General features: G+C 34.2%; 18 protein-coding genes and 1 pseudogene. 4 read left to right on the top strand and 15 right to left on the bottom strand.

Features of this window, described 5'->3' with window-relative positions; genetic code table 11:
- The first annotated feature begins 197 nt into the window (after positions 1–197).
- Positions 198–794 carry a hypothetical protein gene (locus AC0L0O_RS10660; protein WP_000914441.1) on the top strand — a complete coding sequence of 199 codons (597 nt, stop codon included), beginning with the start codon at positions 198–200 and terminating at the stop codon, positions 792–794.
- 82 nt (positions 795–876) lie between these two features.
- On the opposite strand, the gene lpdA is transcribed toward AC0L0O_RS10660, so the two are convergent.
- The 5 genes from lpdA to AC0L0O_RS10635 all read right to left on the bottom strand — a co-directional run bounded on the left by lpdA (position 877) and on the right by AC0L0O_RS10635 (position 6,201).
- Positions 877–2,256 carry a dihydrolipoyl dehydrogenase gene (lpdA, locus tag AC0L0O_RS10655; RefSeq protein WP_000041202.1) on the bottom strand — a complete coding sequence of 460 codons (1,380 nt, stop codon included), beginning with the start codon at positions 2,254–2,256 and terminating at the stop codon, positions 877–879.
- 15 nt (positions 2,257–2,271) lie between these two features.
- The gene (gene acoC / locus AC0L0O_RS10650; RefSeq protein WP_149283202.1) at positions 2,272–3,474 is read right to left on the bottom strand and encodes an acetoin dehydrogenase complex dihydrolipoyllysine-residue acetyltransferase; all 1,203 of its coding nucleotides are present in this window, start codon (positions 3,472–3,474) and stop codon (positions 2,272–2,274) included.
- Between the two features lie 27 nt (positions 3,475–3,501).
- Positions 3,502–4,536 (bottom strand): acetoin:2,6-dichlorophenolindophenol oxidoreductase subunit beta, encoded by a 1,035-nt coding sequence (gene acoB / locus AC0L0O_RS10645; protein ID WP_000198887.1) that lies wholly within the window; start codon positions 4,534–4,536, stop codon positions 3,502–3,504.
- 17 nt (positions 4,537–4,553) lie between these two features.
- Positions 4,554–5,552, bottom strand: coding sequence for an acetoin:2,6-dichlorophenolindophenol oxidoreductase subunit alpha (gene acoA, locus AC0L0O_RS10640; RefSeq protein WP_000921283.1), 999 nt, complete (start codon positions 5,550–5,552; stop codon positions 4,554–4,556).
- Between the two features lie 169 nt (positions 5,553–5,721).
- Positions 5,722–6,201, bottom strand: a complete 480-nt coding sequence (locus tag AC0L0O_RS10635) for a DinB family protein (protein ID WP_000951603.1) — start codon at positions 6,199–6,201, stop codon at positions 5,722–5,724.
- Positions 6,202–6,395: 194 nt separating this feature from the next.
- Here AC0L0O_RS10635 and AC0L0O_RS10630 point away from each other — a divergent pair, with 194 nt between their 5' ends.
- Positions 6,396–7,241, top strand: a complete 846-nt coding sequence (locus AC0L0O_RS10630; protein ID WP_001036861.1) for an oxidoreductase — start codon at positions 6,396–6,398, stop codon at positions 7,239–7,241.
- A gap of 41 nt (positions 7,242–7,282) precedes the next feature.
- Positions 7,283–7,801: a GrpB family protein gene (locus AC0L0O_RS10625; protein WP_000901189.1), complete on the top strand. Its 519-nt coding sequence runs from the start codon at positions 7,283–7,285 to the stop codon at positions 7,799–7,801.
- A 46-nt stretch (positions 7,802–7,847) separates the two neighbouring features.
- Here AC0L0O_RS10625 and AC0L0O_RS10620 read toward each other — a convergent pair whose 3' ends face one another.
- From AC0L0O_RS10620 to AC0L0O_RS10580, 9 genes and pseudogenes are all read right to left on the bottom strand, one after another.
- Positions 7,848–8,228 (bottom strand): DUF4181 domain-containing protein, encoded by a 381-nt coding sequence (locus AC0L0O_RS10620; RefSeq protein WP_000267365.1) that lies wholly within the window; start codon positions 8,226–8,228, stop codon positions 7,848–7,850.
- Between the two features lie 85 nt (positions 8,229–8,313).
- Entirely contained in the window at positions 8,314–8,694 is a 381-nt protein-coding gene (locus AC0L0O_RS10615; RefSeq protein ID WP_000528445.1) for a DUF4181 domain-containing protein, read from the bottom strand.
- A gap of 20 nt (positions 8,695–8,714) precedes the next feature.
- A pseudogene (locus AC0L0O_RS10610) lies at positions 8,715–9,155 on the bottom strand (NUDIX domain-containing protein).
- Positions 9,156–9,189: 34 nt separating this feature from the next.
- Complete coding sequence (locus tag AC0L0O_RS10605; protein WP_002036451.1) at positions 9,190–9,507, bottom strand: DUF4181 domain-containing protein; 318 nt, start codon at positions 9,505–9,507, stop codon at positions 9,190–9,192.
- Positions 9,508–9,575: 68 nt separating this feature from the next.
- Positions 9,576–10,400, bottom strand: coding sequence for a PP2C family serine/threonine-protein phosphatase (locus AC0L0O_RS10600; RefSeq protein ID WP_000557589.1), 825 nt, complete (start codon positions 10,398–10,400; stop codon positions 9,576–9,578).
- On the bottom strand, positions 10,384–10,875 hold the full coding sequence (locus tag AC0L0O_RS10595) for an HIT family protein (protein ID WP_060757456.1): 492 nt from the start codon (positions 10,873–10,875) through the stop codon (positions 10,384–10,386). Before AC0L0O_RS10595 ends, AC0L0O_RS10600 begins: the two co-directional genes overlap by 17 nt.
- A gap of 99 nt (positions 10,876–10,974) precedes the next feature.
- Positions 10,975–11,142 carry a glycine zipper domain-containing protein gene (locus AC0L0O_RS10590; RefSeq protein ID WP_015945623.1) on the bottom strand — a complete coding sequence of 56 codons (168 nt, stop codon included), beginning with the start codon at positions 11,140–11,142 and terminating at the stop codon, positions 10,975–10,977.
- Positions 11,143–11,428: 286 nt separating this feature from the next.
- A complete protein-coding gene (locus tag AC0L0O_RS10585; RefSeq protein ID WP_001084766.1) occupies positions 11,429–12,265 on the bottom strand; it encodes an ABC transporter permease in 837 nt (278 codons plus the stop codon).
- Positions 12,258–13,463 carry a quaternary amine ABC transporter ATP-binding protein gene (locus AC0L0O_RS10580; RefSeq protein ID WP_000370609.1) on the bottom strand — a complete coding sequence of 402 codons (1,206 nt, stop codon included), beginning with the start codon at positions 13,461–13,463 and terminating at the stop codon, positions 12,258–12,260. Before AC0L0O_RS10580 ends, AC0L0O_RS10585 begins: the two co-directional genes overlap by 8 nt.
- Before the next feature lie 171 nt (positions 13,464–13,634).
- Between AC0L0O_RS10580 and AC0L0O_RS10575 the strand changes: the two genes are divergently transcribed.
- Positions 13,635–14,492, top strand: coding sequence for a glycine betaine ABC transporter substrate-binding protein (locus AC0L0O_RS10575; RefSeq protein WP_001227634.1), 858 nt, complete (start codon positions 13,635–13,637; stop codon positions 14,490–14,492).
- A 45-nt stretch (positions 14,493–14,537) separates the two neighbouring features.
- Here AC0L0O_RS10575 and clpP read toward each other — a convergent pair whose 3' ends face one another.
- The gene (clpP, locus tag AC0L0O_RS10570) at positions 14,538–15,119 is read right to left on the bottom strand and encodes an ATP-dependent Clp endopeptidase proteolytic subunit ClpP (RefSeq protein WP_000991625.1); all 582 of its coding nucleotides are present in this window, start codon (positions 15,117–15,119) and stop codon (positions 14,538–14,540) included.
- Positions 15,120–15,125: the final 6 nt, after the last annotated feature.

Here is a 15,125-nt window from a genome sequence, read left to right as displayed (position 1 = left end):
GCATCCAATAAAAGCGATATATCTATTTATTATATCATTCCAATAACTATTTTTTCTAAAGAAAAAATGTAAAACTGTAAATATTCCGCCTTTTATTTCTAAAAATTCAGAATATTTACAATAGTTGATAATTAGAATACATTTTACTAGTACAAAGATTCACATGTACAAAAATCTAAACAAAAAGGGATGGTTATATGTTGAAGAAATTAGTAGCAGGGACATTAGTAGCTGGATTTGCATTAACTGGGGGATTAGGTGCAGTAAGCGCTGAAGAAAAAAGTAACACAATTAAATCATTTGATTATTTAAAAGTTGATGAACAAAATGTTAATTCCTTTGCTAAATTAAGTGATCAGGAGAAAAAAGACATCCAAATTACTATGGTATTACCTGAGCAAAATGAAAATGGAGATTGGTTAGCTTACGGTTTTACTAGCAGAGAAACATTAGATGCTTATATTGAAAAGGATAAAAAAGTACTTAAAAATAAAATTAATCCTTTAGGTAGCGGCGCTGGTAGTACTGATTTTTATGAACATATAAATAAAGGTGGACAATATATTTACTGGAGCAGCGGCTTTAAGAATTTACCTTCTAGCTGGAACGACAGAATTTCTTCTGTAAGTACGGCTTCACCTTCTGCAAGTTATTCAACGACACTTTGGGAGCATACTTCTACACAAGGATATGGAAAAGGTGTTATATTTAAACACGCTGATTGGTATGGTAAAACTGCTAATTTAGCTCCTGAATGGAACGATAAAACTTCAGCTATTGACGTAAAAAAATAATAGGATATTCAATTTCTTCCGTAAAAATCCAAACCACTATTCTCTTATTCGTTTAGAGAATAGTGGTTTATTATAATTCCATTTAAGCATGTACAGCATGCCCTACAGCTTGCAATAAAGCTTCATGAATCGATTCAGATAAAGTTGGATGCGCTGCAATATAATCTCTCATAATATCAGCTGTAACTTCCGTATGAATCATTACAGTTCCTTGACCAATCAGTTCAGTTGCATGTGGACCAATAATAGAAATCCCAACAATTTCTTGATATTTAGGTTCCACAATAACTTTTACTTTACCCATTTGTTCTCCAATAATAAGTGCTTTTCCGTTTGCTGTAAAAGGAAATTCTCCGATAAGAATATCACCATATTGCTCTCTTGCTAATTTTTCACTTAAACCGACGCTAGCAATTTCTGGTGCTGTATAAATACAGCGAGGTACAGCATGGTAGTTTACTTTTACATCTTCTCCACTCGCGTGTAATGCTGCCGTCGTTCCTTCATGGAAAGCAACATGAGCAAGCTGGATTCCACCAATTACATCACCTGCTGCGTAAATATGTGATACATTGGTTTGCATATGTTTATTCACAACAATCCCTTTATTTGAAAATTGAATTCCTGCTTTTTCTAATCCTATCTCTTGTACACGTGGTTTTCGACCTACAGAAATAAGAACAAATTCTGAATTGGCTTCTCTAATACTTCCTTCATATTCAAATGAAGCCTGCTTCTTATAATTATTTAATCCTTTTAAAGCTGCTCCTGTAAATATTTCTACACCATCATTTTCTAGCTTCTCTCTTAAAATATTTGCGATATCTTCATCTTCACCAGGTAATAATTGCGGTGCCATTTCAATAATCGTAACTTTTGTTCCAAGACGACTATAAATACTTGCAAACTCGCACCCTATTACACCACCGCCAACAATTAATAATGATTTTGGTATATTATCTATGGACATTGCATGGCTACTATTTAAAATCCACTTTCCGTCAAATGGAACAAAAGGTAATTCAGTCGGTTCTGAACCTGCCGCTATAATGAACTGTTCTCCATCTACTACATATTCTTTATCACCGCATGTAACTCGTACACGGTGATCCGTTTCAAATTTCGCTTTACCTTGTATAACTTTTATTTTATTTTTCTTCATTAAATATTGAATTCCTTGGACAAGCTGCGTTACGATTTGTGATTTCCTCGCCTGCATTTGCTTCCAATCAACTGATATACTTTCTTTGTTAAGTGTAACTCCATAATTATTAGCCATTCTCACAATGTCATGCACTTCTGCACTTTCTAACAATGATTTTGTAGGCATGCACCCGACATTTAAACAAGTCCCGCCAAGATCAGCTTCATCAATAAGAGTGACATCTTTTCCATTTTGAGCCGCGGTAATTGCCGCTACATAGCCAGCAGGTCCGCCTCCAATAACGACTAATTTACTCATTCTCTCACCTTCTCTTTATAAAAGAATTGTTACAGGTTCTTCTAAATAGCGTTTGATTGTGCGTAAAAATGCAGCTGCTGGTGCACCGTCTAGTACACGATGATCGAATGTTAAACTTAAAGGTAACATACTTCCTTTTCTTAATTTTTTCCCTTTATATACAGGAACATGTTCAATTGAACCTACACCTAAAATACCAGTTTCTGGTGCATTTAATACTGGTGTAAAATATTCAATACCGAAGCTTCCTAAATTACTAATTGTAAATGTTGTTCCTTGCATATCATCACTATTTAAATTGCCTGCTCGTGCCTTTTGTGCCACATTCTTAATCTCTTTAGATAACTCTACTAGTGAGAGATTATTTGCGAAGCGAATAGCTGGAACGACTAATCCTTTTTCTAATGCGACTGCCATACCTAAATGAACATGTTCAAATTGATGAATTGCATCATCTATATAAGCGCTGTTCATTTCTTTATGATCCCCAAGCGCTAATACAACAGCTCGAGAAACGAAATCCGTAATGGTTAATTTGTTATCGTACCGTTTTTGTACAACTTCTGCTATTTCTTTATGTAAAGCAACTAAATCTGTCACATCTACTTTCATCGTTAATGTTAATTGTGCACTATTTTGTAAGCTTGCATGCATACGGTTTGCGATTGCTTTCCGCATGCCAGTAACAGGAATTACTTTACTTTCTTCTTGTTCAAGTACTTCTGGAACTGCTACTCTTTCTTCAAGCGCCTTTAATACATCTACCTTTGTAATTCTTCCACCTGGACCGGTACCAAGTAATGATTTAATATCAAGATTTTCAGTTTTCGCAATCTTCTTCGCTACAGGAGATATTTTGATTCTTTGTTTATTCGTAACTTCTTTCCCTAACGGTTCTGGATGTTGTACATTTTGTGGTACTTCACTCGCTGTCAGTTCTTCCTCAACCTTTGTGCTTTCATGTACCTCTACTTTTTCATTCGGTTTACCAATGTAGCAAATTACAGTGCCAGGTGGAACCCCCTCATCTTCACTTACAGCTATATCAAGAACAGTTCCATCAGCTGGTGCTTCTATTTCCGTTTCAATTTTTTCCGAGTTAATACTGGCAATTAATTCTCCTTTTGCCACATTATCACCCGCTTTAATATTCCAGCTCGTAATAATACCCTCTTTCATCGCCATCCCTAACTTCGGCATTACAACTTCTACAGCCATATTTCTCTCTCCCTTCTCATCGTTTCATTACACATGTAATAAAGATTGGTCTCCGATCATTTCTGATACAGTTTCAATTACTTTCTCCGGCGTTGGTAAATATAACTTTTCAAGTGGTGGTGAGAACGGAACTGGTGTATGTGGTGCTGTAATTCGTTTAATAGGTGCATCTAATAAATCAAATCCTTTATCCGCTACAATTGCTGCAATATCTGTCGCAATGCTACATCTAGGGTTTGCTTCATCAATAACAATCAGTCGATTCGTTTTTTCAACAGATGATAAGATTGTATCTTCATCAAGTGGTGATAAAGAACGCGGATCAATCACTTCTACTTCAAGTCCTTTTTTCGCTAATTGCTCAGCAGCCGCAAGTGCTGTATGAACTTGTTTTCCAATTGCGACGATTGTTACGTCAGAACCTTCCCGTTTAATATCCGCTTTTCCTAATGGAATTGTGTAATAACCTTCTGGCACTTCACCCTTCATATTGTAGAGTGTTTTATCTTCAAAGAAGATTACTGGATCATCATCTTCAATTGCCGCTAATAGTAAACCTTTTGCATCATACGGAGTAGAAGGAACGACAACTTTAATTCCTGGAATACTCGTAAACAACGCATATAAACTTTGTGAATGCTGCGCTGCTGCGCTAAATCCAGCACCATGCATCGTACGTACTGTAACTGGCACTTTCGCTTTACCACCGAACATATAACGGAACTTTGCACCTTGGTTTAATACTTGATCAAGGCAACTACCGATAAAATCATTAAACATTAATTCAGCTATCGGACGTAAACCTGTTGCCGCAGCTGCCATCGCTGCTCCCATATAACCCGCTTCTGAAATTGGTGTATCTAAAATACGATTTCGACCAAATTCTTGTACAAGACCTTTCGTAACACCAAGAACACCGCCCCATGCTTCATCATCTTGCAAATGATCAACTTGTGCACCACCTGCAACGTCTTCCCCTATTAAAATTACATTTTCATCACGGCGCATTGAGATTTTCATCGCTTCATTAATTGCAGTTGACATACTTACTGTTCTAGTCATAATTTTTCACCCTCCTCTTATTTATAAGAAACATAAACATCTTTTAATAATTCTTCATCCCCTGGATACGGACTATTTTCACTAAACTCAATTGATCTTTGTACTGCCTCATCTACTGCCTTTTCCATATCCACAAGTTCAGACTCAGTTAATAAAGCTTCATGAATTAAATGCTTACGGAAATTCACAATTGCATCTTTTTCGTTTAAATGTTCTTCTTTTTCTTCTGAAGTTTTATACGTTTGTGCTTCACCTTCGAAATGACCGTAATTACGATATGTCATACATTCAATTATTGTTGGACCATCGCCATTACGCGCACGTTCTACTGCTTCTTCAGCAGCTTTATATACAGCTAGAAGATCCTTTCCATCTACTTGAACACCTGGAATGTTATAAGCTTTCGCACGATCTGCAATAGAATCGCAACTTGAAGCATATTCAAATGTCGTTGCTTCACCGTAACCGTTATTTTCTGCAATAAAAATAACAGGTAACTTCCAAATCGCCGCTAAATTAACCCCTTCATGGAATGTTCCTTCATTATTTGCTCCGTCACCGAAGAAACAAACACTTACATCTTTCGTTCCTTTATATTTAGCTGTTAATGCCGAACCGCAAGCAAGTGGGAAACCACCACCTACAATGCCATTTGCACCAAGCATTCCTTTATCTAAATCGGCAATATGCATGGAGCCGCCTTTACCTTTACATAACCCTGTCGCTTTCCCAAAAAGTTCAGCCATCATACCGTTTAAATCACAACCTTTTGCGATACAGTGTCCATGTCCTCTATGCGTACTTGTAATACTGTCACTATCCGTTAAGTGGGCACATACACCAACTGCTACCGCTTCTTCACCTGCGTATAAATGAACAAAACCTGGCAGCACGCCTTGAGCGAACAATTCATGTACCTTATCTTCAAATTTACGAATCTCTAACATTTTTTCATACATCCAACGAGCTTGTTCTTTCGTAATTTCATTCCCTTTACTTTCAGTTGTTTTTAACATGTCCAGCCCTCCTATTTTCTTGTTCATCTTTTATATTGCAAGTGCTGTGCCAAATTCTAATGCTTGATTTAATAGGTTTTCTCTTTTCTTTCAAAATAAAAAAGTGGACAAAATGAGACACCTGTCTCGTTTTGTCCACTTTTGTTCACCTAATTTGAAAATTATTATCTTATTCATTATCAAAACTCTTCTGTAACTTCCGAATGTAAATAATTTGACCAATATGATAAGCATTATGAGTTGTTACATTTGCTAGCACTTCCCACCACTTCGCACATACTGGAAATCCAACTACATCACTTTCAACCTTCTCTTCATTGATAAGCTTTTGCCATTGTAATAGTTTCTCTAGTAGTTTTTCTCTTAACTCATCGAAGGTTTGATTATCTGAAAGCATAAAACTTTTGTTATTATCACCAATAGCGGGCACGGCATTCACATTCGATTCTTTGTACCTAGTTTGCCACGTTGAGTTCCAATATAGTAAATGTTGTACAATTTCAGCTATACTATTACTCTCTTCATTCGGTTTCCAGAAAGCTTCTCTCTCAGATAGATCTTTCACTGCATCTGAAAACGGAATATACCAACTAGGATCGTTCGCATTCGCTAATAACTGATCTGCTAATACATCCTTCACATGGGCCATTATTCTTCCCTCATTTCATAAACGTATTCATACTCACTTCTCTATATACGCTGAGTCCGTATAATTTCCTCTTTTAAAAGTCGTTAAAAAAGCTCGTATAACATGAATGGGTACTTCTTTCAAAATGAATGATAGAATAATGGATTTTCTTATCATAACTCGTTATGATAAAAGAAAAAGAAAGCTGGCAGAAAATGAACAAAAAAGTCGCAATTATTACAGGAGCCTCAAGTGGATTTGGACTATTAACTACACTCGAACTCGCAAAAAAAGATTATTTAATTATCGCTACAATGCGAAACCTTGAAAAACAAGCGAACTTAATATCTCAAGCTACTCAACTCAACTTGCAGCAAAACATAACAGTTCAACAATTAGATGTAACCGATCAAAACTCTATACATAACTTTCAATTATATATAAAAGAAATAAATAGAGTAGATCTACTTATTAATAACGCAGGATATGCTAATGGTGGCTTTGTAGAAGAAATTCCAGTAGAAGAATACCGTAAACAATTTGAAACGAATCTTTTTGGTTCTATTTCAATCACTCAGCTTGTTTTACCATATATGAGAGAACAAAAAAGCGGAAAAATCATTAATATAAGTAGCATTAGTGGTCAAGTTGGATTCCCTGGTTTATCCCCTTACGTTTCTTCCAAATATGCATTAGAAGGATGGAGTGAATCCCTTCGTTTAGAAGTGAAATCTTTTGGAATAGATGTTGCTTTAATTGAACCAGGTTCTTATAACACGAACATTTGGGAAGTTGGTAAACAATTAGCAGAAAATCAATCTGAAACTACCTCTCCATACAAAGAATATATGGGTAAAATACAAAAACATATTAATAGCGGCAGTGATACATTTGGTAATCCAATAGATGTTGCTAAAAAAATCGTTGATATTGCTGAAGCTAAGCGCACAACATTACGATACCCAATTGGAAAAGGTGTAAAATTTATGATCTTAGTAAAGAAGATTCTTCCCTGGAGATTGTGGGAATACCTTGTTTTGAGAAATTTTAAGAAGATGTAATTCCCTTTATTAAAAACCATTTCGAAAGAGGTGCTAATTAAATGTTAGGTTTACCCTATGGTAAAGTGTTTTTAGTTCCGTGGACTGAAGAGTGGGCAATTGAATTTGTAAAGGAGAAACAATTCATTGAGGAACAAATTGGCGAACATATTTTAGCGATACACCATATTGGTAGTACTTCTATTCCACATTTAAGTGCAAAGCCCATTATTGATATAGCAATTGAATTAGAAAATTATAGGGATGGTATACATTGTATTAAAAAGTTAGAACTACTAAACTATAAATATAGAAAAGATGTATTGCCTGAACGATATTATTTTAATAAAGGTGAACCAAGAACTCATCAAATTCATATGTATGAACAGGGAAATACATATTTAATAGAGCAATTACAATTCAGAGATTACTTAATAAACAACAAAACTTCTCGTATACAATATGAACAGTTAAAGATTCAACTTTCACAAGCTAACCCTAATGATAAACATCAATATGCTGAGGATAAAACAAATTTCATTACATCTATATTAGCCAAAATAAATGATGAATTTAAATAAGAAACCATTTAGTAGTAAATGGTTTCTTATTTCTTTAGCCTTACTTTTACGCTGAAATCGGATCGAAGTAAAGTAGCAATGAAATCATAACTACAAATGCAAGTAAACCGATTGTTGAAAGGATGTATTCTTTGGATTCTCTATCAAATTTCCATTCCATCCAAATTTGTAACGTCTGTGACATTCCAAAGAAAGTGAAAAGAACATAAGCTGCATTGGTATTTTCATAACTATTCACATAAATAATACCACTTACAAAATAAATAAAAAACAATCCTATTTTCAATTTTACATGCAAGCTATTTACATGCTTATATCCAAAGAAACCCTTCTTCTCCATATTCAACTTTCTTCTTAAAAACTGCTCTAAAAAATATCCGCCTATAGCAATTCCTATAATGATTATCCAAAATGTAGAATTCCACATGTTCAATCCCCTCCTATTACTACGTTGCATTATTTAAAGTAAAGTGGATTACATGACAGTTAGTATCTTCTAATTAGTCCCTTTATTATGAGGCAGGTGGAACGAGATAAAATAGTATTAAGAACATAACTATAAATGAAACTAGTCCGATTATCGAAAATATATATTCTTTCGACTCTCTATCATACTTCCATTCCATCCATGATCTTAAAATCCATGTTATACCTAAATAAGTAATAATAGCATATCCAATATTAACGTTTTCGAATTTATATATATAAATAAAACTAGTTATTAAATAAATTATAAATAATCCTACTTCCAATTTTACATGCAGACTATTCACGTGCTTATATCCCCAAAAACCACTCTTTGGCATATTCAATTTTTTTCTTAAGTACTTATCGAAAAAATAGCCAGCTATGCAATAAGCGAAAATTATAATCCAAAAAGTAGAATTCCCCATTGTTATCCCTCCCTATTACTTTATATATATTTAGAAATAAAGTGGACTATATTACGGTTATTTTCTTCTAAATAATTTATAACCCCTTCAGGATATGTGGGCTTCTTCATTAATTCATTTATACTTTTTCAAGTTAATATAATATCTTCATATTCTTTATGTCTTATTTCATTTGTAATTCTCTCTTTAACAGTCCGCCTATGTATCAATGTGCAATGATGCCCCTTTTCGTTGTTCCATTCAAAAATATGCTCATTTACAACAGTTAACTCTTGAATATCAATCTTCAAATCGTATTCTTCCATTAATTCTAGTATTATTGCTTCTTTTGCTGTTTCACCCAATTCGATAGAACCGCCTGGAAATCGATAAAATGTTTTACTTAAATCACATTGTACAAGTACTTTAGAATGATCTCCATTTAAAATCATTACTTCAGCACGTAATTTAGGATTTTTCATCTTGTCTCCCCATTCATTCCACATAGGATTAAATCTAATAACTATAAAAGAAAAGATTAAGCATAATTCCTGTTATTATTAATAATGGAACCGTTCCTATAGAAATGACATATTCCCTTGATTCTTTATCAAATTTCCATTCCATATATGATTGAAAACAGTATAAAGTTATTAAAAATAAAATGGGTAAATTACTAATATAAATAGGATTTAAAGTGGCACATATCATCGTAACAATTATATAAGAAATGATAAGAGCCCTAGTGCCCCATTTATGAGTGTTGTTTACATATTTACTATTCCAGTCTGTTTGTTTCGGTATATTTAATTTTTTTCTCAATACTTTCTCCAAAATAACTAAGAATATAATCCATAATATTAATAAAATTCCTTTAACTAAAAACAGTGATGTCTCCTCCTTTACCTTTTATCTGGTTGATCACTTGGATACGTAGCATGTATTTTATTTTCTACGTCCCAACTAATAACTGTCGCACTATCTCGCCCTAACTGAAGATGAACGTGTTCTAAAACATTATGGATATTTTCTTTAAGTACGTTATTATTTCTATTCATATCACTATACAGATTTACAGGAGTTTCATACCGCTGTTCCCCGCATTCTAATACCCCATCTGTCACCATTACAATTCGATTGTTGCCAGTACGTAATTCACGAATTCCTGTTGAATAACAAGGAACAGGTAAATCAAATGTGTTTACATTTCCAATCCATTCGTAAAAATGACGTTGATTTAATGCATATTGTCCTAACTTATGTAACTCTTCATGAAATACATAAACTAAACAGTCTCCAATAGATAGCCACCATATATAATTTTCTTTTCTTACACATAGTAAGCAAGCTGTTTCACCTTTAATTCTTTGACACTTTTCCTTAAATGAAGAAGATTGAAAGATAGTAAGAATATGATTTTCAATAGATCGAAATACTGTATCAATCGATTCATTCATCATTTCTTTTATATTTTCATATTCTTTTTGAATTGTATTTACTAATAAATCAACACTTTCTGCACTATTATGTCCATCTAATATAGCTGCAAATTCCCAATCACCATTTGACCAAACTAAAGCACCATCTTCATTCTTTTTTGCTCCGGCACTTATATTCCCGCCGTATTTACCAATTACGATTTCACCATATTGCTTTATCGAAATTTCGTCTAAGCACATTTCTCTACTTCCAACCCATGAATATTGTCTATTATTTGTTGTATGCATATTCACTCACCATATACTTTCGTATTCTTTCGCATAGTTTTTTGATTTTTTCTGCGTCACCATAAGGCGCACCGTTCCATTTCGCTACTTCAGTCGGTGACCAAAACTCTTTCGGTGTATTTTCATAACGCGGTATGATGTGCATATGCATATGTGGTACACCATTTCCTGAAACAAAAGTGTAAATATGTTCCGCACCTTCACTTTCTTTTAGCGCTTTACTTACTCTACTTGTTATAAGTCCGAACGCTTTCGCTTCTTCATCTGTTAGTTCAGCGAGGCCAGGTACATGCCTTTTTATACCTATCATTACATAACCCAAGTATGTTTCTTCACTATCCCAGTGGACATGTCCAACGTAAACCAGTTCATCTTCGTAAATAGCTCCACCTGGAACTATAATATTTCCTTTATGCTTTTCACAAATAAAACAGTTTAGTTTTACTTGATCGTTTGTTGACATATTCATCACCATCCTTTTCATATATAATATCATAAAAAAAGGAAAAACAGGATTTATATTCCGAAGATTCACTCTTTTGATACAGCAATTTTTGAAATAAATTTAACCTCATTATTTCTTCAAAAACGCAATCCCAATTACAATCCCAATCACAATTCCGATTACTAAATTATTTGTAAAATAACCTTGGACTACACCGATTACAACCCCTATACCGACGCCTATTGCCAAGGCATCATTACTTTTTTTCTTTTTAGACAAAATAGCATCTCCTCTCATCATTTCTTCCAAAATAATATCTATTTACATGACGTCACTGTCTCCTAATATATTCGCTATTCCAATTAATAATTTCCAAAAAATGTACTTTATTACTTATACTTTTCCACCACATAATCCTCTTCTTAAGAAGAGATTTTCAAGTCGCTATTATATTAAATAAACATATCGTTATTCATCGAAGAATTAAATCAATGAAATAACAACAAAACCAAGTTTTTGTATCAGCTGAATGTAATCTATTCAAACAAAAAACACACTTTGTATAATAAAGTGTGTTTTTTTGTTATCTTCTTTTTTGATGAAATCCTTGTGTAATGCGGTCTAATATAATCGCAATGACAACAATAGCTAGTCCGGCTTCAAATCCCATTCCGATATTAACTTGTGTTACAGAGCGGTATACATCAACGCCGAGACCTGGTGCTCCTACAAGAGATGCTGTTACTACCATTGATAACGAAAGCATAATGCTTTGATTCACACCAGCCATAATCGTTCCAGTTGCGAGTGGTAATTGTACTTTAAATAGTTTTTGTGATGCGGTTGAACCAAATGCATTCGCTGCTTCTATTAAATCTTCTGGAACTTGTCTAATTCCTAAATCAGTAAAACGAATTGTCGGTGGCATTGCAAAGATTACTGATGCAATAATCCCAGGTACTACTCCTACTCCGAAAAATGTAATCGCAGGAATCAGATATACGAAAGCCGGCATTGTCTGCATAAAATCTAATGTCGGTTTTAAAAATTTTGAGAAACGCTCATTTTGAGATGCTAATATCCCAATTGGAATTCCAACAATAATTGAAATAATAACGGAAGTAAGTACGAGTGCTAATGTTTGCATCGTCTGTGCCCAGTAGTTAATATTTAAAATAAATAATAATCCGATCAGTGTAAAAATAACTAAAGATACTTTTCTCGTTGTGTACCAAATGAGGAAACACAGTAAAATAATCATCAATATGGCCGGTATTATTGTTAAAAAATTAGTGAGTAAATCAACGAATCCTCCAATAATATAAGAGAATCCTCGGAATAAGCCTTCAAAGTGCTCATATAAACTTGCAACAAATGAATCAACCCATTCCCCTAATGGAATACGCGGAATACTATTCATCGTCCTTCACCTCTTCCTCAATGTTTCCTGCAAGAGCTTGAATGACACTTTCACGTTTAATGATTCCTCTAAGTCTTTTCTTCTCATCAATTACGGGTAACGGATATTTCATCTCTGCCATTTTTGCATACGTTTCCTCTAATAAAGTATCTAAATACACGTGCGGAATATCGTTAAGTAATAAATCGGCAATCGGCCACTGTTTTTGAACGGCTTTACTTGCATCATCCGCAGTTAATATACCTAAAAATTCATACTTTTTATTAACAACATACACAGTAGAAACCCCAGCGTTCCTCATAATTTGAAGTGCTACACGTGGTCCACGATCAATTAATAAAGTCTCCGGTCGTTTTAAAATAGATTCTGCTGTAATTACTTTTCCTAAATTCACGTCCGCCACGAACTTCTCTACAAATTCATTGGCAGGACTCATCATAATTTCTTCTGGTGTTCCAATTTGGACAACTTCTCCGTCTTTCATCAATGCAATTCGATCACCAATTCGAAGCGCTTCATCTAAATCATGCGTAATAAAAATAATTGTTTTTTCCATTTTATCTTGAAGTTCTAATAGCTCATCTTGCATTTCTTTTCGAATAAGTGGATCTAATGCACTAAATGACTCATCCATAAGTAAAACATCTGGATCATTCGTAAGCGCTCTTGCAATGCCCACACGCTGCTGCATACCACCACTCAGTTGACTTGGATAATTATCTTTATGATGATCAAGTCCAACTAATTTCAATGATTCTAATGCTTTTTTCTCACGTTCTTCTACTGGAACTCCTTGTATTTCTAATCCATATGCAACGTTTTGCAAAACGGTACGGTGAGGAAATAGAGCAAATTTCTGAAATACCATGCTCATTTTCGTTCTTCTTACTCTCCGTAATTCTTCCTTGCCCATCGTCGCGATATCTTCACCATCTATGTATATATGGCCCGCTGTCGGTTTAATTAATTGATTTAACATACGAACTAACGTAGATTTCCCGCTACCTGACAAACCCATAATAACGAAAATTTCTCCAGAGTATACTTCAAACGTTGCTTTTTTCACACCAACGTTCATTCCTGTCTCTTTCAAAATTTCCGATTTGCTTTTTCCTTCTTTTAATAAGGAAAGGGCTCTTTGCGGATGTTTCCCGAATACTTTTGTTACGTTTTCAACACGCACCTTTGTATTATCCATGTCACTACTCCTTTTCTACCCATCTATTCACATAGTGTTGCGATTTTACAAAGAAATATTACATAAAAATGACATTCATAAGAATTCTTTAAAATTCTCGTTTCCGTTCATAATAAGAATGCTTACTTATACATTTATTTAAAGAGGCAAACGTTTCTTAGGAGGTTTTCGATGCGAAAGAAAATTTGGTTTATATGCCTTGCATTATTTATTACTATGATTTTCACTTCATGTAATGCAACAAATGCAAATTCGAAAGGAAAAATTAAACTTGGTGTAACAAGTTGGAAAGAAAATATTGCAACTGCAAACATGTGGAAGGTACTACTAGAACAAAAAGGCTACAAAGTTGAACTCATGTATTTAGAAAAAGCGGCAATTTGGACTGGTGTGGCTCGTGGTGATGTTGATGCTAATTTAGAAGTATGGCTACCCGTTACGGATAAACCGCTAAATGATCGTTATAAAGATGATATTGTCTTAAAATCCAAATGGTATGAAGGTACTGGACTTGGTCTTGTCGTACCTTCTTATATGAAAAACATAAGCAGTATCGAAGATTTAAATGCTCATAAAGATGAATTAGATAACAAAATCGTCGGTATCGAACCAGGTAGTAGTCTTATGAACTTAACGAATAAAGCGATGAAGGAATATGATATAAAGCTAAAACTTGTCCAATCTTCTGAAGCTGCTTTGATGAGTGAACTAAAAAAAGCATATACGAAAAAGAAACCAATCGCTGTTACGCTTTGGAATCCACATTGGGGTTTTTCAGAATTTGACTTAAAATATTTAAAAGACCCTAAGAAAGTATATGGTGAAAAAGATGACATTTATTACTCCGTTCGTAAAGGTTTCGAAAAAGATCATCCGGATATCATAAAATACTTCGACAAATGGAAAATGAACGATGAACAGCTCGGTACATTAATGGTCGAGTTAAATAAAACGAAAGATCCCGAAGAAGCGGCGCGAAAATGGATTAAAAAGAATCAAGCGTTAGTTGATGAATGGATAAAAGATTAATAAAACAGGCTAGAGAATATACTTTACTCTCTAGCCTGCTTTCTGCTATTTTTTCGTAACAACATCATCTACAATCCCATATGCCTTCGCTTCTTCTGCAGTCATAAAATAATCTCTTTCTGTATCATGTGCTACTCTTTCAATCGGTTGCCCTGTTTTTTCTGCAATCATTTTATTAATATCATGTTTTAACTTTAAAATTCTTTTTGCTGTGATTTCAATTTCCGTCGCTTGCCCTTGTGCACCACCAAGTGGCTGATGAATCATAATTTCACTATTTGGGAGTGCAAACCGTTTTCCTTTTGCACCTGATAATAATAGCAATGCACCAAATGATGCTGCAAAGCCCATGCATAGCGTTTGCACGTCTGGTTTAATTAAATTCATCGTATCTAATATAGCAAAACCTGCTGTCGTTGATCCGCCTGGGCTATTAATGTATAAAAATATATCTTTCTCTGCATCTTCTGCTTCTAAAAATAATAATTGAGCTACGACACTACTCGCTACTTGATCATTTATTTCTGAACCGATAATAACAATACGATCTTTTAATAACCTTGAATATATATCATAGGAACGTTCTCCTAATTTCGTTTGTTCTACAACATATGGAATTGCATTCATTTTAAA

The organism is Bacillus sp. GS3m_15504 (genome assembly GCF_055825275.1).
Note: the sequence above shows the minus strand (reverse complement) of the source record. Positions and strands in the feature narration are given on the sequence as shown.

What these genes read in the sequence shown, in the direction of transcription:
- acoC (WP_149283202.1), bottom strand. Translation starts at nt 3,474, where the DNA reads ATGGCTGTAGAAGTTGTAATGCCGAAGTTAGGGATGGCGATGAAAGAG.
- AC0L0O_RS10595 (WP_060757456.1), bottom strand. Translation starts at nt 10,875, where the DNA reads ATGGTGATGAATATGTCAACAAACGATCAAGTAAAACTAAACTGTTTT.
- AC0L0O_RS10635 (WP_000951603.1), bottom strand. Translation starts at nt 6,201, where the DNA reads ATGGCCCATGTGAAGGATGTATTAGCAGATCAGTTATTAGCGAATGCG.
- acoB (WP_000198887.1), bottom strand. Translation starts at nt 4,536, where the DNA reads ATGACTAGAACAGTAAGTATGTCAACTGCAATTAATGAAGCGATGAAA.
- lpdA (WP_000041202.1), bottom strand. Translation starts at nt 2,256, where the DNA reads ATGAGTAAATTAGTCGTTATTGGAGGCGGACCTGCTGGCTATGTAGCG.
- AC0L0O_RS10600 (WP_000557589.1), bottom strand. Translation starts at nt 10,400, where the DNA reads ATGCATACAACAAATAATAGACAATATTCATGGGTTGGAAGTAGAGAA.
- AC0L0O_RS10585 (WP_001084766.1), bottom strand. Translation starts at nt 12,265, where the DNA reads ATGAATAGTATTCCGCGTATTCCATTAGGGGAATGGGTTGATTCATTT.
- AC0L0O_RS10630 (WP_001036861.1), top strand. Translation starts at nt 6,396, where the DNA reads ATGAACAAAAAAGTCGCAATTATTACAGGAGCCTCAAGTGGATTTGGA.
- AC0L0O_RS10580 (WP_000370609.1), bottom strand. Translation starts at nt 13,463, where the DNA reads ATGGATAATACAAAGGTGCGTGTTGAAAACGTAACAAAAGTATTCGGG.
- AC0L0O_RS10590 (WP_015945623.1), bottom strand. Translation starts at nt 11,142, where the DNA reads ATGAGAGGAGATGCTATTTTGTCTAAAAAGAAAAAAAGTAATGATGCC.
- AC0L0O_RS10575 (WP_001227634.1), top strand. Translation starts at nt 13,635, where the DNA reads ATGCGAAAGAAAATTTGGTTTATATGCCTTGCATTATTTATTACTATG.
- AC0L0O_RS10620 (WP_000267365.1), bottom strand. Translation starts at nt 8,228, where the DNA reads ATGTGGAATTCTACATTTTGGATAATCATTATAGGAATTGCTATAGGC.
- AC0L0O_RS10660 (WP_000914441.1), top strand. Translation starts at nt 198, where the DNA reads ATGTTGAAGAAATTAGTAGCAGGGACATTAGTAGCTGGATTTGCATTA.
- AC0L0O_RS10625 (WP_000901189.1), top strand. Translation starts at nt 7,283, where the DNA reads ATGTTAGGTTTACCCTATGGTAAAGTGTTTTTAGTTCCGTGGACTGAA.
- acoA (WP_000921283.1), bottom strand. Translation starts at nt 5,552, where the DNA reads ATGTTAAAAACAACTGAAAGTAAAGGGAATGAAATTACGAAAGAACAA.
- clpP (WP_000991625.1), bottom strand. Translation starts at nt 15,119, where the DNA reads ATGAATGCAATTCCATATGTTGTAGAACAAACGAAATTAGGAGAACGT.
- AC0L0O_RS10615 (WP_000528445.1), bottom strand. Translation starts at nt 8,694, where the DNA reads ATGGGGAATTCTACTTTTTGGATTATAATTTTCGCTTATTGCATAGCT.